Source organism: Massilia sp. DD77 (genome assembly GCF_036961685.1).
Taxonomy (GTDB): domain Bacteria; phylum Pseudomonadota; class Gammaproteobacteria; order Burkholderiales; family Burkholderiaceae_D; genus Telluria.
In genome coordinates, this window is sequence record NZ_JBAMDH010000004.1 from 1 (window position 1) to 19,926 (window position 19,926).

A 19,926-nucleotide genomic window follows, 5' to 3' on the forward strand; every position below is an offset into this window, starting at 1 on the left:
CATGGCGGCGCGCCGATGATGGCGAGCGCTGCGCTGGCCCTGCTCCTGCTGCTGGCCAGGGCGCCGGTGCCGGCCTGCCTGGGCGTGCTGCTCGGCTCCCTGCTGCTGCCGGCCGCGTGGTCGCTGGTGTATTACAAGCGCCTGGAACGCAGCGGCGCGCTGGAGGGCTGATCAGCCCTGCCGCGGCAGCGGGCGGCGGCGCAGCAGCAGCATGGCCAGGCCGGCCAGGCCGCCGAGCCAGAGCGTGCCCGGTTCCGGCACGTCGGCAGGACCGGTCTGGTCGATGCCCTCGGGCGGCAGCTCGGGCTGGCCCAGCGGCGGCGGAATGAAGGGAGTCGGGTCGCGCTCCGGTTGCGGCGCGGGGTCTTGTTCCGGCTCCGGCTTGGGGTCAGGGCCCGGAGGCGGATTTGGCTTATCTGCGTCGCCGCCGGTGGGCGGCTTCGGTGCGCCCGTTTCGGTCGTGCCGCTGTCGGTCCCCGGCGTGGCCGGCGCGCCCGGGACGGACGAGTCCGTGCCTTGGGCCGGCTCGGTGGGGGCGGCGTCCGGACTGTCGGCGGCGCCCGGATCGCGGCTCGTGACGGTGCGTGATACCCCGCCCGTCTCGTAGCGCGGATAGGGCATCGGGCCGGCACTGTTCATGGCGAACTGGATGCCGTTGGTGGACGGTTCGGCGCCCGGCGCCAGGCCCGCGCCGTCGGCGAAGGTCTGGAGCTGGTAAGCCTGGCCGTCGAAGCCGCCGTCCTCGATCATGTCGGCCGCGATCTCCTGGACACTACCCTCTTCCACCACCGGAACGTCGAGCTCCGCTTCGCTCGGTTCGCTAGGCGCGACCGGCAGCTGCGGCGTGTCGGAAATCCGGTTCGCACAGCGCGTGCGCATCTCGTTCTTGCCGTCGCTGAGCAGGGTTTCGCCTTCGGCCAGCATCAGCTTCTTCGAGGTCCAGTAGACCTTGTCGCCCTTGCGGTAGGACACGTAGACGGCGCGCGGCTTGGCGACCGTCACCACCTGCGCCTTGTCGACGTCAAAGCCGGCGTAATGGTCGGCGACCACCTTGTCGGCCTTGATCGCCTGCGCCAGCTCCTCGCGGCTGGCCGCGCCGCCGGGAACGATCGAATACGGATAGATGCGGCGCACGGCCGGCGCCGCGACGCTGTGGACCGGCAGGGCCTGCGAATTCGCGCTGGCGGGCGCCGGTGCGCCGAGGGCCGCCTGTGGCGCCGCGTGGACGCTCGGCTCCGAGATCCAGGCCGCGGCGCCGGCGCCCGTGGCCGCCGCCGCGATCAGCGCGAGCGCGGCCAGCCGGATACGTTTCGACGAACCGGTCGGCCTGATGCGGCGGGTGCGAAGGCGGCTGGACATAGGATGTTTCCTGTAGGATGGTTCCTACAGGATAGCATCGGACGTGTCAAAAGTGCATTCTTTCAAGAAAAATTTGTTTCCTCGAAAGAAACTGTGGCAAGTTCGCCACGTCTCAGCGGGGCAGGATGTGGCGGAAAGTCGGCTCGATATTCAGGGCGTGCAAGTGGGCCACGATGTCTTCCAGGGTGGCGTCCTTGAGCAGCAAGCCCTCGGCTGCCGCAGCACGCGGCGCCGGCGCAGGGGCCGGCGCAGGGGCCGGCGCCGCAGCTGACGGCGCCGGCGCGGATGGACGCAGCCTGGCCAGCGCCTGGCCGAACTGCGCCGGGCCGATCTGTTCCAGTCCTTCCAGGAAAGCGGCCTGCCCGGTTGCCGGAGGCGCCATGTCCAGGCCTTCCTCGTCGGCGAAGGATGCGCCCATGCCGGGATGGATGAAGGCCGCCCACTTGCCGCTGGCGCGGTGCAGGCAAGGCGGCAGTTCCACCGGATCGAACAGCCGGCCGGTGTCCAGTTCGGCCTCGGGGAAGTAGTCCGCGCGCAGCAACGCCACGAATTCGGCCAGCTGCGCCACCGGCGCCGGCTGCTCCAGCGACAGCCACAGGCCGTAGGCGCCGTCGCCCCCGATGCTCACCGCCGGCGCCGGCAAGTCCAGCTCCTGCTGCAGGGCGTTGGCGGCCGCGCACAGCCGCGTCCAGTGCGCCTCCGGGTCTCCGCTCTTGCCGCTCTTGCTGAAAGGGATACGGACGGCGCGGGCCATGCCCCCGTCCGTGGCCAGTGAAACGGCGAGCGTCTCCTCCCCGCGCAGGTGGCGCATCAGCGCCTCCAGCGATGGTCCGTCCGCCGGCAGGTACAGCCGGCGCAATGCCGAAATCAGCTTTTCCATACACGTGTCGATGTCATCCAGGCCGGTATTCTGACACAAGGCTCAGCGCTCCAGCAGCTCGCCCAGGCGCGCCGCCAGGAAGTCGACCAGGGCCGCCACCCGCGGCGCCAGCGCGCCCTGCTTGTAGAACACCGCCCACACCGGCTGGCCCCAGGCTAGGCTGTGCCCGGGCAGCACCTCGACCAGGCGGCCCGCGGCCAAGTCGCCGCGGGTCAGGAAGTCCGACAGCGAGACGATGCCCGCCCCCGCCAGCGCCAGCTCGCGCAGGGTGCCGCCGCTGGTGGCCGTCACCGCCGGCGTGATGGTCCAGCCCTCCGCGCCCTCGTGCCGCAAGGGCCAGGTGTTGAGCGAGGCCGGGGCCGCGAAACCGAGGCAGCGGTGGCGCTCCAGCCCGGCCGGCGTGGCGGGCGCGCCGTGCCGTTCGAGGTAGCCGGGCGCGGCCAGCACGCGCAGGCGGCTCCAGCCCAGGCGGCGCGCGTTCAGGGTCGAATCGGGCAGCGCGCCGATGCGGATCGCCAGGTCGGCCCGTTCCTCGATCAGGTCGACATAAGTCTCGCCGCTGACCAGCTCCAGCTGCACCAGCGGATAGGCATCCAGGAAGGCCGGGACGAGGGGCGCCAGCAAGTGGTCGAGCGCGGGCGTGGCGGCGTTCACGCGCACCAGGCCCGCGGGCTGGGACCGGCGCGCGGCCGCTTCCGCCTCGGTATGCGCCAGGTCCGCCAGCAGGCTGCGCGCGCGGCCCAGCAGCCAGGTGCCTTCCTCGGTCAGTTGCAGGCGGCGGGTGGTGCGCCGCATCAGGGCCATGCCCAGCTTCTCCTCCAGGCGCGAGATGGTGCGCGAGACGCCCGAAGGTGTCTGCCCCAGACGTTCCGCCGCGGCCGAGAAAGAGCCAGCATCTATGACAGCGGAGAATACAATCAAGGCATCTACATCGATCATTCGTGACTCCAGATCAAAAGTATATTGTACGTCCGCCCATTTTTCCTTGCTCGCCAGCACGGCACACTGCAGGCCTCGTCAATGCACCACAAGGAAAACACCATGCCTCTCGCACTCTGGGCGCTCACGTTGAGCGCCTTCGCCATCGGCACGACGGAATTCGTCATCGTCGGCCTGATTCCCACCATCGCCGCCAGCCTGGGCGTCTCGGTCCCGTCGGCGGGCCTCCTGGTCAGCCTGTACGCCCTGGGCGTGGCCGTCGGCGCGCCGGTGCTGACCGCCCTCACCGGCCGCGTGCCGCGCAAGCAGCTGCTGCTCGGCCTGATGGCCTTATTCACGCTCGGCAACCTGGTCGCCTGGATGGCGCCGAACTACGGCGCCCTGATGGCGGCCCGCGTGCTCACCGGCCTGGCCCACGGCGTGTTCTTCTCGATCGGCTCGACCATCGCGACCAGCCTGGTACCGAAGGAAAAGGCCGCCAGCGCCATCGCCCTGATGTTCACCGGCCTGACCGTGGCCCTGGTGACCGGCGTGCCGCTCGGGACCTTCATCGGCCAGCACTTCGGCTGGCAGGCCACCTTCCTGGCCGTGTCCCTGCTCGGCGTGATCGCGATGATCGGCAGCGCCATCCTGGTGCCCGCCAACATCGCCGGCAGCCCGCCATCGAGCCTGCTGACCCAGCTCGCCGTGCTCAAGAAGCCGCGCCTGCTGCTGGTCTACGCCATGACCACGCTCGGCTACGGCGGCTCCTTCATCGCCTTTACCTACCTGGCGCCGATCCTGCAGGAAGTCGCGGGCTTCGCGGCCGGCACCGTCAGCCTGGTGATGCTGGTCTACGGCGTCTCGGTCGCGGCCGGGAATATCTGGGGCGGCAAGCTGGCCGACCGCAAGGGGCCGGTCGGCGCCCTGCAGATCGTGTTCGCCCTGCTGGCCCTGGTCCTGCTGGTGCTGAGCTTTACCGCGCCGAGCAAGCCGCTGGTGCTGCTCACCGTGCTGGCCTGGGGCGCGGTCGCCTTCGGCAACGTGCCCGGCCTGCAGGTCTACGTGGTGCAGCGTGCCGAACGCGACGCCCCGCAGGCGGTGGACGTGGCATCGGGCCTGAACATCGCCGCCTTCAATGTCGGCATCGCGCTGGGCGCCTGGGGCGGCGGCCTGATCGTGGCGAAGCTGGGCCTGATGGCCACGCCCTGGATCGGCGCCCTGGTCGTGGTCGGCGCTCTGCTGCTCACCACCCTCGCCGGCTGGCTGGACCGCCGCGACGGCGTGCCCGCCAGGCTCGAAGCCGGCCGCGGCGTCGTTACCCATTGATTACGTCAGAAAAACCACGTCAGAAAGGATTCACCATGCACATGCCGCAACTCGGCCTCGGCACCTTCCGCCTCCAGGGCCAACAAGCCATCGATTCCGTGCGCAACGGCCTGGAACTGGGCTACCGCCACATCGACACCGCCCAGATCTACGGCAACGAGGCCGAGGTCGGCCAGGCCCTCGCCGAATCGGGCGTCGCCCGCGACGAGGTCTTCGTCACCACCAAGATCTGGACCGAGCACCTGGCCGCCGGCAAGCTCGGCGCCAGCCTGAAGGAAAGCCTGCGCAAGCTGCGCCTCGAGCGGGTCGACCTGACCCTGGTTCACTGGCCCTCGCCCGGCGCCGCGGCGCCGGTCGCGGAAACGATGGGGGCCTTGCTGGCCGCGCGCGAAGCCGGCCTGACCGGCGCGATCGGCATCTCGAACTTCCCGGTCGCGCTGATGCGCGAGGCGATCGCCGCCGCCGGCGCCGCCAACATCGCCACCAACCAGGTCGAGTTCCATCCGTACCTGCAGAACCGCGCGCTCGCGGCCTTCGCTCGGGAAGCCGGCATCCACCTGACGGCCTACATGCCGCTCGCCTACGGCAAGGTGATGGACGACCCGGTGATCGCAGCCATCGCGGCGCGCAACAAGGCGACGCCGGCCCAGGTGAGCCTGGCCTGGCTGCTGGCCAAGGGCCATGCGGTGATCCCGTCCTCGACCAGGCGCGCGCACCTGGCGAGCAACCTGGAGGCGTCCGCGCTGGCCCTGGCGCCGGAAGACCTGGCGGCCCTCGACGCCCTCGACCGCGGCGAGCGCCTGGTCAGCCCGGACTTCGGGCCGCAGTGGGATTGAGCAAGCCTACTGGTCCAGCTCGGGGTAGTGGCGGAAGACGCCGTTCTGGTTGAAGGGAATGCGCCGCTTCGATGCCAGGTAGGCCGCGATGTTGGGCCGCGCCGCCACCCGGTCGCGCAAGGCGGTGAGGGCCGGGTACTCGCGCTCCATGCGCCGCGTGGCCTTGGGGAAGGCGTAGCGCAGGCCCTCGATGACCTGGAACAGCGACAGGTCCACGTAGCTCAGCTTGTCGCCGACCAGGAAGTCGCGCGGTTCGGGGTTGGTCAGGATGCGCGCGAAGTAGCCGAGGAATTTGGGGATGCGCGTCTCGACGAAGTCGGCGGCGCGCCGCAGCGCTTCCGGCTTCTGGTCCTCGTAGTAGAGCGAGGTGGCGATCGGATGGTGGGTGTCGTGGACTTCCGACACCAGGTCGCCGATGGTCAGCTGCAGCTGGTGGGCCCACAGGCGGCCGGGGTCGGTGCGCGGGGCCAGGCCGTGCTGTTCGCCCAGGTACATCAGGATGTTGGCGACTTGCCCCACCGTCATCTCGCCGGCCTTCAGGAAAGGCGGCGCGAAGGACGGGTATTCCCCGGTGTCGAGGGCGGCGGTGAGCAGGTCCATGCCCCCTTCGCGCCGCGCCACGTCGACATAGTCGGCGCCGGCCTCCTCGAGCGCCAGCCTGACGAATTCCCCGCGCCCCTGGATGCCGGGCCAATAATAGAGTTCATACACCATCGCCACCTCCGGTCTGCATCGGTCCGCGCATTATCGGTGATGATTTAGAAGCCTGTCGCCGCACAAACATGGTAGTCTTGTAGTGCCTGCCTGGCAAAAACAAAAAGTCAACATGCGAGAGAGAGACCAGACCATGAACACGTCCCGTTTCGTTGGTTCCCCACCACTCTATTCGTTTCATCCGGGCACGAGTTAGCGTTTCAGCGGATAATTGCAAAGCGGAATTAACATTCCGCCGAGCACGTCCACGTCGTGTGGACGCGTGATAAAGACTGGCCGTCCTGTTGTGGCGGCCGACACTTTACGCCGACTGGAGCGTCCGATGAACATCGCTCACCTTCCGAATCCCGTGCACGGCATTGCCCGCCGCCTGCGCATGCTGCGCTATTGGCGCGAACACCAGGCGCTGAGCCGCCTGGACCTGATCCGCCGTTTCGCCGAAGCCTCGCCCAACGGCGATCCCTTCGACCACCTGGGCGACCGCGACTTCCTGATGCGCGGCCTGAGCGCGCGCGAACGCGTGCAATGCGTGCTGTCGCACTACCGCTTCGAGGACGCCCGCTTCAACAGCGCGTATAAGGACGCCGTGTACGGCGGCGGCGGCCTCAACCTCTGGCAGCACGAAGGCGAGGAACACCACTTCGTCCTGCGCCTCGAGATGGCGCCGCGCCACGACGCCGAGGGCGACCTGACCATTTCGCTGGTGGCCGACGGCCAGTACCTGCACCGCCTGTCCTATACCTGGGTCGACGGCGCCATGGTCGGGGTGGACATGCCGACCGTGCCCTTCCTGAGCCGCAACCAGGGCCGCTGGGCCGATTCCGGCGCCGCCTTCGAGGCCTTCGACAAGGTCTTCCCCAATAATTCGCCGAGCTTCTTCTGCTTTGCCGCGATGCAGGGCGTGGCCCAGGCGCTGGGCATGGACCGCGTGGTGGCGATCCGCTGCACCGCCCACATCGCCTACGATCCGCAGGACACCCGCCACTTCGAGAACGCCTACGACGGCTTCTGGCGCATCCTGGGCGGCACCGAGAAGGACGAGCGCAGCTTCCTGATCCGCCTGCCCTTCTACCTCAAGCCGCTGGAAGACATGCCGTCCAAGCACCGCAAGCGCGCGGCGCAGCGGCGCGAGCACTGGCGCGCCATCGGCGACTCCACCCGCAGCACCCTGCTGCGCCACATGGTGCAGCACCAGGCGGCCAGCGCCGGCCAGGCCACGGCGACGGCCACTGCCGAGGCATAAAGGCGGCGCCGGCGCGATTCGGCGATAATCCCCTCTTTGTCTGATTTGCTTGATTACAAAGAGGGGTTCGCCTTGCATAACTTCGATTTCCACAATCCGGTCCGGGTGCTGTTCGGCCAGGGCCAGATCGCCACCTTGTCCACCCTGGTGCCGGAAGGCGCCCGCGTCCTGATGCTCTACGGCGGCGGGAGCATTCGCGCCAACGGCGTCTACGACGAGGTCAAGACCGCGCTGGCCGGGCACACTGTGCTCGAATTCGGCGGCATCGAACCGAATCCCACCTACGAAACCCTGATGCGGGCCATCGAACTGGTGCGCGCCGAGCGCGTCGACTTCCTGCTCGCCGTGGGCGGCGGCTCGGTCATCGACGGCACCAAGTTCATCGCCGCGGGCGCCCTGCTCGACGGCGACCCGTGGAGCATCTTCGAACAGCGTGCGGCCAACATCCACGCGGCCCTGCCTTTCGGCGCCGTGCTGACCTTGCCGGCCACCGGCTCGGAAATGAATTCGGCGGCGGTGGTCACCCGCAAGGCCACCCTGGAAAAGCGCGCCTTCGCCTCGCGCCACGTGTTCCCGCGCTTCGCGGTGCTGGACCCCACCAAGACCTACAGCCTGCCGGCGCGCCAGGTCGGCAACGGCGTGGTCGACGCCTTCGTGCACGTGATGGAGCAGTACCTGACCACGCCGGTCGACGCCAAGGTGCAGGACCGCTTCGCCGAGGGCCTGCTGCTGACCCTGGTCGAGGACGGCCCCAAGGCCCTGAGCGAGCCGGAGAACTATGACGTGCGGGCCAACCTGATGTGGACCGCGACCCTGGCACTGAACGGCCTGATCGGCGTCGGCGTGCCGCAGGACTGGGCCACCCACATGATCGGCCACGAGTTGACCGCGCTGTATGGCCTGGACCACGCGCAGACCCTGGCCGTGGTGCTGCCGGCCATGCTGCGCGTGCGGCGCGAGGCCAAGCGCGCCAAGCTGTTGCAGTACGCGGCGCGCGTGTGGAATCTCACGGATGGTGACGAAGACGCGCGCATCGATGCGGCGATCGAACGCACCGAGGCCTTCTTCGAGAGCGTGGGTGTGCCGACCAGGCTGTCGGGCTATGGGCTGGGCAAGGAGAACGTCGAACCGGTGCTGGCGGCGCTGGAGGCGCACCGTCTCACCAAGCTGGGCGAGGATCGCGGCGTCACGCTCGAGGTCAGCCGCAAGGTGCTCGAGCTGGCCGTATAAGCGCAGGGTTGGCCGGGGCGCGCAGCCGGCGCCGCCGCCGCGGGGATACGCTCGCCTCGCCCGCCGCGTCCGGTCCGGCGCCCGTCGAACGCATCGGCGGCGGAGCCGCCAACCCTACCGTCTGGACTGACGCGCATTGCCACTTCCACCACGTCCCGCACGGACGTGCTACACTCGCGCCTTCGCTAGGGGTCCTGGAACCAACGTTCCGGGTGAGACATACCCTTCGTACCTGATCTGGATAATGCCAGCGAAGGAAAGCGCAACGCAGTTCCCTCCTTGTTTGCCCTTCCCCCACGTTGGCTCCGGCTTTTAAAAAGCAGCGCGCCCCGTGGCGCGCGAAGACGAGCACACCATGAATTTCACGCTGAAACACACCGCCCTTGCCTGCGCCATCCTGCAGGCCTTCTCCGCAACCGCGCAGGACCAGGTCCAGTCGGTCGTCGTCACCGGCAGCAAATGGGTCGCCACCGACCGCGCCGTCATCGGCGGCTTCTCCGACACACCCCTGCTGGACACCCCTGCCTCGATCACCGCGATGACCCTGGGCCAGCTCCAGGACCTGTCGGTGCGCAACGCCACCGAGGCCGTACGCTTCGACGCCTCGGTCGGCGACGCCTACAACGCGGTCGGCTACGCCGAGCAGTTCTCCATCCGCGGCTTCGCCCTCGACAACGCCACCAGCTACCGCAAGGACATGGTCGCCATTCCGGGCGACACCCAGATCCCGCTCGAGAACAAGCAAAGCTTCGAGATCCTGCGCGGCCTGTCCGGCCTGCAGGCGGGTGTGGCCGCGCCGGGCGGCATGGTCAACTTCGTCACCAAGCGCCCGACCGCGGCGCCCCTGCGCTCCGTCACCGTCGAGGCGCGCGAGCGCGGCACCCTGTACGGCGCCATCGACCTGGGCGGACGTTTCGAAGACCGCCGCTTCGGCTTTCGGCTGAACGCCGCCGCCGAGGACCTGAAATCGTACGTGCGCGGCGCCGACGGCGAGCGCCAGTTCGTCTCCGCCGCCTTCGACTGGCAAATCTCGCCGGATGCCCTGCTGCAGCTCGACGTCGACCACCAGCACAAGTCGCAGGTCACCGCGCCCGGCTACCAGCTGATCCGCAACGAAGTCCTGCCGGCGAACGTGTCGGCCAAGACCCTGCTCAACGCCCAGCCCTGGACCCGCCCGGTCGACACCGACAGCAGCAACCTGGGCCTGCGTTTCGAGTACCGCTTCAGCCCGGACTGGAACGCCACCGTCACCGCCAACAAGCACTGGTTCAAGCGCGACGACTACACCGCCTTCCCCTACGGCTGCAGCAACGAGGCCGAGGGCTTCTATCCGGGCTACTGCTCGAACGGCGACTACGACGTCTACGATTACCAGAGCGTCGGCGAGCGCAAGACCCCGTTCGGCATCCAGGCCCTGGTGCAGGGCCGCTTCGCCACCGGCAGCCTGCGCCACGCCCTCAACCTGGGCGCGGGCTATGCGGAGCGCCACGACAGCTTCGGCGCCTATGTCTACGACTACGCCGGCTACAGCAACATCTACCAGAACCTGGTCGTCGATCCCGCGCCGGGCAACCCGCGCACCGGCCCCGTGATGGAGCGCCGCGCCAACCAGGAAAGCTCGCTGTTCGTGCAGGACGTGGTGAGCTTGTCGCCGATGCTCACGCTGCATGCCGGCGCGCGCTACGTCAAGCTCAAGCGCGACGAGCTGGCCGAGCTCGAGCTGCCCTGGGTGCATGCCGAGGATTCCTTCGTGCTGCCGAGCGTGGCCCTGGTCTACAAGCCCTCGCTCGACTGGTCGGTGTACGGCTCGCTGGTCCACGGCCTGCAATACGGCGGCATCGCGCCCATGGAAACCGCGAACCAGAACGCGGCCCTGCCCCCAAGCCGCTCGAAGCAGGCGGAGTTCGGCGTGAAAGGCATCGTCAACCAGCAGATGATGGTGAGCGCGGCCCTGTTCGAGGTCAAGCAGGGCCTGGAATACATCGACGGCGCCAACGCCTTCGTACGCGCCGGCGAGCAGCGCCACCGCGGCATCGAGCTGACGGCCCAGGGCAAGGCGACCCAGAACCTGAGCTACAGCGTATCGGCCTCATGGCTCGACGCCGAGCAGAACGGCACCGGCGACCCGGCGGTGGAAGGCAAGCGCGTCACCAACGTGCCCGAGTTCCGCTCGGCCGCCTGGGTGGAATACGCGCTGCCGCAGCTGCCGGGCCTGAAGCTGGACGCGCTGTGGCAGTACTCGGGCAACAAGGCTTTCGACCCGAGCAACCGGGTGACGGTGCCGGGCTATCACGTGGCGGGTTTCGGCGGCTCGTATGCGCTGCGCCTGGGCGGCGTGCACACCACGATCCGCGCCCGCGTCGACAACGCCTTCGACAAGTTCTACTGGCGCGACGTGACGCAGGCGCTGGGCGGCTACCTGCTGCCCGGCGCGCCGCGGACCTTCCGCGTGTCGGCCCAGTTTGATTTCTAAACGCTAGGCGGGACCCAGCAGCCCCTCCACCTGCCGCAGCCGCTGCGGCAGGCTCCCCTCCAGCAGGATGTAAGGGATGGCCCTTGCGTCCAGCGTCTCCAGCAGCATCCGGTGCACCATCTGGCGCACCGCTTCCGATTCGCGCTGCAGCCCGTCCGGTTCCCACGGACTGTCGGGCGCCGTCACGAACGTGCGGTCGTAGTCGTGGCACGCTTCCAGTTGCGCCAGCCCCGCATCCACCCTGCCCCAATACACGCGGCTGTAGAGCGCCGTCATCAGGGGCGTGGTGTCGCAGAACAGGAAGCGGTTCGCGCGCTCCAGCGCGGCCTGCTCGCGTTCGCGCTGGGTGCGGGCAATGCCGAACTGGTCGTGCTCGTAGGGCACGCGGCCCTGGGTGTCGACGAACTCGCGCAGGTATTCCGGTACCCACACGGTGCCGTAATGGGCAGCCAGGGCTTCCGACAGGGTCGACTTGCCGGACGATTCGGCGCCAAGGATCGCGATGCGTTGAACGGGCGTCATGCATCCCTCCGCGCGATATTGCCCCAGGCGCGCAGGCCGGTCCAGGCCAGCAGCACGAACACGGCGTACAGGAAGGCGGTCAGCATCAGGCCCTTGTAGACGTACAGGCCGACGTAGAGGATGTCGACCACGATCCAGACATGCCAGTTCTCGACCTTCTTGCGGCCCAGCAGGAGCTGGCCGACCAGGCTGCCGGCGGTCAGGAAGCCGTCCGCATGCGGTACGTCGGTATCGGTGTAGCGGTCGAGGAAGGTCGACAGCAGCAGGAAGCCGACCAGCCACGCGGCCAGCGACCATCCCCAGCCCTTGCGGTCCAGGCGCGTGACCACCAGCGGCGCCTTATCCGCACCATCGCCGGCGCCATGCAGCCACTGGTACCAGCCCCACAGCGAGGCCCCGATGAACACGAACTGCAATCCCATGTCGCCGTACAGGCGCGCCTCGTAGAACACCACCGCATAGGTGGCGGACGAGGCGATCGAGAACAGCCAGGCCCAGTGCTTCTGGCGGATGTTGAGCACGACGGTCGTGACCGCGAGCAGGAAGGAGATCAGTTCCAGCGGCGTGGTGGCCAACGGGCCCAGTTGGAGCAAGTCGTTCATGCGGCGACAGTGTATAGGCAGCGGAGTCGGGAAGCAAAAAGGCCGCGGCGAGGTGGTCGCCGCGGCCCGGTCAAACTGGTCGCCCGCTTACTTCTTCGGGTACTTGACCGTCATTTCCTTGAGCAGGTTGTCGGCACGGTCGACTTCCTTCATCACCCACAGCATGTAGCGGATGTCGACGTGGATCGCGCGCGTGATGGCGCTGTCGAAGTACCAGTCCTTGGTGATCGATTCATAGGTCGAATCGAAGTTCAGGCCCACCAGTTCGCCGCGCTTGTTCATGACCGCCGAACCGGAGTTGCCGCCGGTGGTGTCGGCGCTCGACAGGAAGTTGACCGGCACGGTCTTCAGCACCGGGTCCTTGAACACGCCGTAGCGCTTGGCCTTGATCGCCTCGCCCAGCGCGCTCGGGACGATGAAGGGTTCCTTGTTGCTCGCCTTCTCGGTGATGCCTTCGACGGTCGTGAACGGGCCCTTGAGCAGGCCGTCGCGCGGCGCATAGGGCGCCACGGTGCCGTAGGTCACGCGCAGGGTCGAGTTCGCGTCCGGATACACCGGTTTACCCTGCGACTTCTTCCAGGCGATGACGGCGGTCATGTACTGGGGAATCACGCGTTCCAGGTTGCCGTCGATCTCGTTGCGCTTGTCCTCCAGCGCCATGCCGGTATCGTGCAGGCGCACGGCCAGCTGGATGAAGGGGTCGCCCGACTTGCGGAAGGCTTCCGGGTCCTTGCCGATCCAGGCCAGGCGCTTGGCGGTGTCCGACAGCTCGCTCGCTTTATACATGGCATTGAGTGCGGCGGGCGCCGGCAGCAGCGCGTCCAGTCCTTGCGGGCGGACCTTGGCGTCGATACGCGCATAGCGCTGCAGCGCGGCGCCGTAGCGGGCCTCGTCGACTTGCGGCACGAAGGACTGCTCGAGGCGGGTCAGGCGCGCCTTGATGAAGGACAGGTCGCGTTCCTGGTAGCCGCTTTCGCGCTGGGCGTCCGGCTTCTGGCGCTCCAGCGCCAGGCGGTACAGGGTGCGCGCGCTCTTCAGCAGGTCGCTGTGGGTCGCTTTCAGCCACGCCGCTTCCTGGCGCGATTGCGCCATCTCGGCGGCGATCACGCCATCCAGTTCGGCCAGCAGCTTCTTCGCGCCGTTGCCATGCTGCTTGTGCCAGGCGCGGAATTCGGCGTCCTGCACGTCCTTGATGGCGGCGATGTCCTTGCGCGCGAAGCCGTCGAGCAGGCCCTGGGTCTTCTTGAGGACGTTGTTCAGGCTCTTGTCGACGCTGGCGTAGCGCACGTTCCAGGCCGGGTTGCCCATGGTGGCGGCGGCGATCACGGACAGGTCGGCGGTGATGGTGGCCACCTTGGCCGGGAAGTCGACATCGCGCGCGAAGCGGATTTCCGACGGCAGCTTGTAGCGGCTGGTGCGGCCCGGATAGCCGGCCAGCAGGATCGGATCGCCGGCCTTCAGGCCCTCGGCGGAGACCACCAGGAAGTCCTTCGACTTGTAGGGCACGTTATCGGGCGACGGGTCGGCCGGGCGGCCGTCCTTGCCCACGTAGGCGCGCAGGAAGGCGTAGTCGCCGGTCTGGCGCGGCCACTCGTAGTTGTCGATGTCGCCGCCGAAGTTGCCGATGCGGTCGGACGGCGCATACACCAGGCGCACGTCGCGGATCATCAGCTGCTTGATGCGGTAGTACTCGAGGCCGCGGTGGAAGGCCGGCACCGAGCAGCGCACCGACTTGTCGGTCTCGCATTCGGCGATCAGCGCCTTGACGCGCGACTCGACCAGCTCGTGGCGCTCGCGGCCGGACATGGTCGGCGACAGGCCCTTGAGCACGCGGTCGGTCACGTTCTCGACCTTCTCGGTCACGTACACCAGCGTGTTCGGGCCGCCCGGCAGCTCCTCGGCGCGGGTCTTGGCCAGGAAGCCGTTCACGATATGGTTCTTCTCAGGGGTCGAGTTGCGCTGGATGGCGCCATAGGCGCAGTGGTGGTTGGTGACCACCAGGCCGTCGGGCGAGACGAAGGACGCCGAGCAGCCGCCCAGCGACACGATGGCGCTCATCGGATGCTTGGTCAGGTCGGCCAGCTTCTCGGCCGGCATGGTGATGCCGATGCGCTTGAGTTCGGATTTCAGCTGCGGCAGCTGGTGCGGCTGCCACTGGCCTTCGTCGGCGATGGCGATACTCGCTGCGCCCATCAAGACAACGGGCAGGACGATGGATTTGAACAAGACGTTCCCCTGGATGAAAAAAACAAAGCGCGAGTATAGCCTTGTTGAGTTGGGGTGAGGTGGTTTTCAGGCGTATTGACGGGGCCTTACTGTCGTGGTCCGTTTCCAACGCCCGCGCGCGCACGCCTGCGCGCGGATGGCTGGCGCAGGCGGATTTTGCTAGTCTGGACCAGCCGCTTGCGCACTGTTCCGTTCGACGTCCCGATGGAGGAAACCATGTGGAAACGCGTCCTGTCGTCCCTGTTCGCCGCAGCCGCCTGCCTTGCCCCGCCGCTCCAGGCGCAAGATTGGCGGAACTTCAGCTATACCGGCTTCCTGGTCCAGGAAACGGGGCGATTCGATCCCGTCATGCGGCTCGACGGCGCCTTCCGGGGGAGCGATGCGGACCGGGACGGCATGCTCGAACTCGCCGAGCTCGATGGCTTCTTCTGGAACGGCTACGACTATTTCAGCCGTCCCGAAGGCGGCTGCTATGGCGCCCGCTGCGAACTCAAGCGGTTCAATTACGCGCTCGGCAGCGGCGAACTCTTCATGGATGTCGAATGGGGCTACTCCGACGAGGCCACGATTGCTTCTTCGAAGACGATCACGGGCCTGAGCCATGTCGAACGCGGCGAGACCGGTTTCCGGCCGCCCTTCTTCAGCTATGAAGACACCTGGTTGTGGACGGAGCAGACCAGCTTCGCCATCGTGCCGCCGCCGGTGAGCGAACCGCCGTTCGCCGCGATGCTGGCCGCCGGATTGCTGCTCGCGGCGGCCGGCGCGCGTCAGAAGCGCGTCTCGAGCGTCACCCGCGCCATCGTCGTGCCCGGGAAGACCATCGTGCGGCGCAGCGAGCCGCCGTCGGCCGCGAGGTAGCGCGCGTCGGACACGAAATCCTGGCCGAGCAGGTTCGACAGCGCCACCCGCAGCTGGTACTGCGGATTGAACTTCCACAGCGTGTAGACGTCGAGGTCGCGCCGCACGCTCTGGTAGCCCAGCTGGTTGAGGTTGATGCGCACCGGACCGCCGCTCTTGAAGGCGAAGCTGGATCCGGCGGTCAGCTTGCCCCCAAACGTCTTGACGTCGACCCCCAGGGTGCCGGACAGCGGCGTCTGCTGGTCGAGCCGGTTGTCCGGCCCGGGCACGGCGTCCACCCGCGACCAGTTGCGCGCAATGCTGGCGCGCAGGTCGAGGTCCGGCACGTCCTTCATCACCGCCGACAAGGGGAACTTGGCTTCCAGTTCCAGGCTGCGCGTGCGCGCGCTGCCGTCGTTGACGGGGGTCTGGATCCAGCGTCCATTCTCCAGGATCAGGCCCTGGCGCGTGAAATCGCGGATGCGGCGCACCGAGAAGCTGGCGCTCAGCAGCGCCTTCTCGGCCCAGTAGTGCTCGTAGGAGGCATCGATGCCCGTCGCCAGTTCGGGCTGGAGATCCGGATTGCCGCGGAAGTCGGGTTCGGTCTGGCTGTTGTTCGGCGTGGTGAAGCGGCGCGGAATCAGGCTGCTGGCGCCGGGCGCCTTGTAGGTGCGGGTCAGGGCCAGGCGCAACTGGTCGCGGCTGTCCGGCAGCTTGTACAGGGTCTGGGCCAACGGACTCCAGACGCTGTTGCGGCGGCTGACGGTGGAGAAGGTACTGCCTTCGCTGGTGGTGTCCAGCCCTTCCCAGCGCAGGCCGGCGTACATCGACCAGCGCGGCGCCAGGTTCCATTCGTCCTGGGCGAACAGCGCCAGGCGCTTGACGCGCGCTTCATAGGCTTCGTCAGGGTCGACGACGCGGCCGGTCAGCGGGAAGACCTCGTGTTCGATGCGCGCATCGTCGCGCAGGCTATAGCCGCCGTCCCAGCCCATCGCCAGCGCATGACCGGTGCGCCAGGGCATGGACAGTTTGCCGGTGCTGGACAGTCCGCGCTCTCGGGTCGCGCTCCACACCGTGGAATCGCGCGCCCGCAGCCCTAGGCTGTCGTCCTGCTCGCGGTACAGGCCTTTGCTGCGCAGGCCGTTCAGGCCCAGCTTGAGGTCCAGCCTGGCGCCGTCGCCCAGCTTGCGCACCCAGTTCAGGTCGGTGCGCGCGATGGTATTGCGGCCGGTCGAGCGCATGTCGCGCGCGTCGTACAGCGGCCGCGGACCGAACAGGGTGTCGGTGACGACATGGCCGTGGTACCTGTTGCGGTTGTGATTGACCAGCGACTGCCAGGTGAGCGTATCGCCCTCCTCCAGGTTCCAGTTGATGCGCGGCGTCAGGTTCAGACCATATGGGCTGCCCTCGTCGCGCTGGAGGGCGCGGCGCTGCATCGTCACTGCGCCATGTGGCGCGGTCGCGGATTCCTCCGCGGGTGCGGGGCGGTCGAAGTGGAAGCGCCAGGCGCTGGCGTTGAGCGAATACGATATCTTGCCGGCGCGGTCGGACAACTGCAGGCTGGCGTTCGGGTTGCTGGCGTCGCTGCTCTTGCCCACGCCGAGCTTCAGTTCGCGCTGCGCCTTCTGGATCGCTTTCTTGAGCACGATGTTGATGGTGCCGGCGATCGACTGGGTCGAGAACTCGGCGCTCGCCGCGCGCAGGATCTCGATGCGTTCGATGGCGTCGGGCGAGAGCTCGTCGATGGCGAAGCCGGCCGGCGCCCGCTCGCCGTTGATCAGGATCTGCGTGTAGCCGCTGCCCAGGCCGCGCATGCGCACCTCGCCGCCCCCGCGGCCGGCCGCGCCGCTGACCGTGATGCCGGGCAGGCGCTTGAACACGTCCAGCACCGACGTATCGCCATAGCGCCGGATTTCCTCGCTGCCGACGACGATCTTGCTGGCGGTGTCGTCGCGGCGCGGGTCGTAGGCCGAGGCGTCGGCCTTGACCTCGACGGTCTGGATTGTCGGATCCTGGGCCGGCGCGGGCGCCGCATCAAGACTGGTTTGCGCGTGGGCGGAATGGGCGGCGAACAAGAGTGCGGCGGCGGTCGGGCGAAGCATGGATGGTGCGGAACAATGCAAAAACGGTCAGGGATGCGTATTCTGCCCCAAGCGCATAGCGCGCGCGCTCCCTACCGCAAAATATTCACCCCGCATCGGCGCGGCGGCCGATATCGGTCAGTCATCCAGGTCGCCCAGCTTGCCCAGGCAGCGGCGCTGGAAGTTGTCGAGCCCCGAGGTGACGAAGGGATCGTCGGCCGGGATCACTTCGGCGTCGATCAGGAGACGCAGCTTGGCCACCCGGTCGCCGTGCGCGAGCGCCTCGGCCAGCGGCGTGCTTGGGCGGCCGGCGTGGACGATGGCTTCGGCCACCTGCGGCGGGAAGTCCCAGTGCGCCGCGATCACGGCCGACAGCTGGCGGCTGATGTTCAGCAGGCGCAGGCCGAACTCGCTGGAGCCCGGCATCCGGCCGCCCTCGCAGTGACGGCCGGCCATGCGGAAGGCGACGATCAGGCCGACGTTCTGCATCAGGCCCGCCAGGTAGGCTTCGAACACGCTGGCGGACATGCCCGGCGCCAGCATGCTGGCGGCGAAGGCGCATTTCTCGGACTGGTCCCAGACGATCGGCAAGGCGTGGCGCGCGAAGCCGTCCACTTCCATCCTGACCAGCGGACGCAGGCCGATGCGCGCCAGCAGCATGCGCACGCCGTTCAGGCCCAGCATCATGACGGCCGCTTCGAGGGTCTTGATCGGCGTGAGCGGACGGTAGTAGGCGCTATTCGACTCGCGGATCACTTCCGCCACCAGCACAGGGTCCTGCGCCAGCTCGCGCGACAGCTCGGTGGCGGACAGGTTCTCGTCCATCAGGCTGCGCATCAGCTTCGGGATCAGCTCCGGCACGCGCGGCACCAGCTCGGCGGCGCTGTCCGGATCGTGGACCAGCATGCGCACCCCGTCCAGGATGCGGTGCTGGAGTTCCTTGGAGGCGTCGTAGCCGGCCGCCGCGGTCAGCCAGCGGTAGTAGGTGGCGTCGACCTCGCGCGACAGGGCTCCCAGCTCGGGATCCTGCTGTGCTTCGTCCTGCTCCTGTTCCGGAGCCTCCGGGACCGGTGTCTCTTTTTCCGAACCGCCCAGCAAGCGGCCTATCCATTTTTTCATAGCGGTGGCGAATACGTCAGCGAACTCGTCGATTGTAATCTTTCCGCATGGAAACTTCCAGCGCGGAGTGATTACCCCTCTTCCGTAGTCTACGCCGACCCGCTTCCGATAGCATCATCCAAGCGCGGCCGGCCTATCCCTAGGGCGCCGTGCCGGCGCGCCAGCCGCCGCCCAGGGACTGGATCAGCGCCACCGCCGCCGTCTGGCGGTCGGCCTGCACCTGCACCAGGGCGCGCCGCGCCGACAGCGCCGTCGCCTGGGCCTGCACCACCTCGGTATAGCTCACCTGCCCTGCCTTGTAGCGGTTCAGCATCTGTTCCTCGACCAGGTTGGCCGCTTCCGCCGCCTGGCGCCGCAGGTCCTGCTGCTGGGCCAGAACGCGCGTGGCCGAGAGCTGGTTCTCGACGTCGGCGAAAGCGTCCAGCACGGTCTGGCGGTAGCGCGCCACGGACGCCTGGTGGCGCGCCTCGGCGCCCTGCACGCCGGCGCGCGTGGCGCCGGCATTGAACAGGGCCTGGGCCGCCGACAGGCCGAAGGACCAGGCCGCGCTGGAAGCGGAGAACAAGTCCCCTACCTTGCTGGCCGCGCCGCCGTACGAGGCGCTCAGGCCGATGTTCGGGAAGTAGGCGGAGCGGGCCACGCCGATCTCGGCGTTCGCGGCCGCCACGTCGCGTTCGGCGGCGGCGATGTCGGGGCGGCGCTGCAGCAGGGTCGCCGGCACCCCGGCCGGCACCTCGGGTACCGTCACGGTCCAGGATACCGGCGCCAAGGTGAACTCGCTCGGCGCGCGGCCTGCCAGCACAGCGATGGCGTGTTCGAGCTGGGCGCGCTGGCGGGCCAGGCCAAGCGCTTCGTTGCGGGCGTTGGCCAGCTGGGTTTGCGCCTGCAGGACGTCGGACTTGGCCGCGATGCCGGCGTTGAAGCGATTCTGCGTGATCTGCAGCACGCGCTCGTAGCCCTCGACCGTGGTCGCCAGCAATGCGCGCTGGGCGTCTAGCTGGCGCAGGCTGAAGTAGTTGCTGGCCAGCTCGCCCTGCACGGCAAGGCGCACGTTGGCCAGGTCGGCGGCGGTCGCCTCGGCGCCGGCCTGGGCGCTGCTGACGGAATTGCGCAGGCGCCCGAACAGGTCCGGCTCCCAGCTGCCGCCGATCGACACCCGGTACTGGTTCGACGGCGAACGATCGCCGCCCCCTGCCCGGTCGGCCCCGGCGCCGAGCGACACCACCGGGAACAGCGCGGCGCGCTGCTGGGCCACCACGGCGCGCGCCTGGGCGTAGTTGGCGACCGCGGCGGCCACTTCCTGGTTGGCGCGCGCCGCCTCGTCGGCCAGGCGGTTCAGTTCCGCGTCCGCGAACAGCTGCCACCAAGGTCCGCGCTCGAGGGCATCGGCCGGCGCGGCCGGCACCCAGCCCTCGGCTTCCTTGAAGGCGGCGGGTTCGGGCGTGCTGGGGCGCTGGTAGGCTGGTCCGACGGCGCAGCCGGCCGCCAGGGCAGCGGCCAGCGCGGTGGCCAAGACACGGATAGGCAGGCGGAGGATGGGAAAGTTTCGCATAGGCT

At 68.4% G+C, this 19,926-nt stretch carries 16 protein-coding genes and 1 riboswitch; of the genes, 6 read left to right on the forward strand and 10 right to left on the reverse strand.

What is annotated here, in order from left to right; all coding sequences use genetic code 11:
- Positions 1–171: 171 nt before the first annotated feature.
- The 3 genes from V7778_RS02680 to V7778_RS02690 all read right to left on the reverse strand — a co-directional run bounded on the left by V7778_RS02680 (position 172) and on the right by V7778_RS02690 (position 3,178).
- Complete coding sequence (locus V7778_RS02680) at positions 172–1,359, reverse strand: PEP-CTERM sorting domain-containing protein (RefSeq protein ID WP_335551811.1); 1,188 nt, start codon at positions 1,357–1,359, stop codon at positions 172–174.
- Positions 1,360–1,471: 112 nt separating this feature from the next.
- Positions 1,472–2,239: a hypothetical protein gene (locus tag V7778_RS02685; protein ID WP_335551812.1), complete on the reverse strand. Its 768-nt coding sequence runs from the start codon at positions 2,237–2,239 to the stop codon at positions 1,472–1,474.
- A 42-nt stretch (positions 2,240–2,281) separates the two neighbouring features.
- Positions 2,282–3,178: a LysR family transcriptional regulator gene (locus V7778_RS02690; protein ID WP_335551813.1), complete on the reverse strand. Its 897-nt coding sequence runs from the start codon at positions 3,176–3,178 to the stop codon at positions 2,282–2,284.
- A gap of 102 nt (positions 3,179–3,280) precedes the next feature.
- On the opposite strand from V7778_RS02690, the gene V7778_RS02695 reads away from it, so the two are divergent.
- Complete coding sequence (locus V7778_RS02695; RefSeq protein ID WP_335551814.1) at positions 3,281–4,486, forward strand: MFS transporter; 1,206 nt, start codon at positions 3,281–3,283, stop codon at positions 4,484–4,486.
- Positions 4,487–4,521: 35 nt separating this feature from the next.
- Positions 4,522–5,322 carry a 2,5-didehydrogluconate reductase DkgB gene (dkgB, locus tag V7778_RS02700; protein ID WP_335551815.1) on the forward strand — a complete coding sequence of 267 codons (801 nt, stop codon included), beginning with the start codon at positions 4,522–4,524 and terminating at the stop codon, positions 5,320–5,322.
- A gap of 6 nt (positions 5,323–5,328) precedes the next feature.
- Here the strand turns inward: dkgB and V7778_RS02705 are convergent, their stop codons facing one another.
- A complete protein-coding gene (locus tag V7778_RS02705; RefSeq protein WP_335551816.1) occupies positions 5,329–6,036 on the reverse strand; it encodes a glutathione S-transferase in 708 nt (235 codons plus the stop codon).
- 322 nt (positions 6,037–6,358) lie between these two features.
- Between V7778_RS02705 and V7778_RS02710 the strand changes: the two genes are divergently transcribed.
- The 3 genes from V7778_RS02710 (at position 6,359) to V7778_RS02720 (ending at position 10,982) form a co-directional block, all read left to right on the forward strand.
- On the forward strand, positions 6,359–7,279 hold the full coding sequence (locus tag V7778_RS02710) for a DUF535 family protein (RefSeq protein ID WP_335551817.1): 921 nt from the start codon (positions 6,359–6,361) through the stop codon (positions 7,277–7,279).
- A gap of 72 nt (positions 7,280–7,351) precedes the next feature.
- Entirely contained in the window at positions 7,352–8,509 is a 1,158-nt protein-coding gene (locus tag V7778_RS02715; RefSeq protein WP_335551818.1) for an iron-containing alcohol dehydrogenase, read from the forward strand.
- Positions 8,510–8,686: 177 nt separating this feature from the next.
- A riboswitch (TPP riboswitch) is annotated at positions 8,687–8,785 on the forward strand.
- Between the two features lie 79 nt (positions 8,786–8,864).
- A complete protein-coding gene (locus V7778_RS02720) occupies positions 8,865–10,982 on the forward strand; it encodes a TonB-dependent siderophore receptor (protein WP_335551819.1) in 2,118 nt (705 codons plus the stop codon).
- A 3-nt stretch (positions 10,983–10,985) separates the two neighbouring features.
- Here the strand turns inward: V7778_RS02720 and V7778_RS02725 are convergent, their stop codons facing one another.
- The 3 genes from V7778_RS02725 to V7778_RS02735 all read right to left on the reverse strand — a co-directional run bounded on the left by V7778_RS02725 (position 10,986) and on the right by V7778_RS02735 (position 14,332).
- Positions 10,986–11,504: an ATP-binding protein gene (locus V7778_RS02725; protein WP_335551820.1), complete on the reverse strand. Its 519-nt coding sequence runs from the start codon at positions 11,502–11,504 to the stop codon at positions 10,986–10,988.
- Entirely contained in the window at positions 11,501–12,106 is a 606-nt protein-coding gene (gene pnuC, locus V7778_RS02730; RefSeq protein WP_335551821.1) for a nicotinamide riboside transporter PnuC, read from the reverse strand. The genes V7778_RS02725 and pnuC overlap by 4 nt, the downstream gene beginning before the upstream one ends.
- A gap of 87 nt (positions 12,107–12,193) precedes the next feature.
- A complete protein-coding gene (locus tag V7778_RS02735; RefSeq protein WP_442920687.1) occupies positions 12,194–14,332 on the reverse strand; it encodes a S46 family peptidase in 2,139 nt (712 codons plus the stop codon).
- A 216-nt stretch (positions 14,333–14,548) separates the two neighbouring features.
- On the opposite strand from V7778_RS02735, the gene V7778_RS02740 reads away from it, so the two are divergent.
- Entirely contained in the window at positions 14,549–15,190 is a 642-nt protein-coding gene (locus V7778_RS02740; protein WP_335551822.1) for a hypothetical protein, read from the forward strand.
- Here V7778_RS02740 and V7778_RS02745 read toward each other — a convergent pair.
- The 3 genes from V7778_RS02745 to V7778_RS02755 all read right to left on the reverse strand — a co-directional run bounded on the left by V7778_RS02745 (position 15,100) and on the right by V7778_RS02755 (position 19,921).
- Positions 15,100–17,271, reverse strand: a complete 2,172-nt coding sequence (locus V7778_RS02745; protein ID WP_335551823.1) for a TonB-dependent receptor plug domain-containing protein — start codon at positions 17,269–17,271, stop codon at positions 15,100–15,102. The two genes, V7778_RS02740 and V7778_RS02745, sit on opposite strands and share 91 nt — an antisense overlap.
- 117 nt (positions 17,272–17,388) lie before the next feature.
- Positions 17,389–18,369, reverse strand: a complete 981-nt coding sequence (locus V7778_RS02750; protein WP_335551824.1) for an HDOD domain-containing protein — start codon at positions 18,367–18,369, stop codon at positions 17,389–17,391.
- A gap of 139 nt (positions 18,370–18,508) precedes the next feature.
- Entirely contained in the window at positions 18,509–19,921 is a 1,413-nt protein-coding gene (locus V7778_RS02755) for an efflux transporter outer membrane subunit (protein WP_335551825.1), read from the reverse strand.
- Positions 19,922–19,926: the final 5 nt, after the last annotated feature.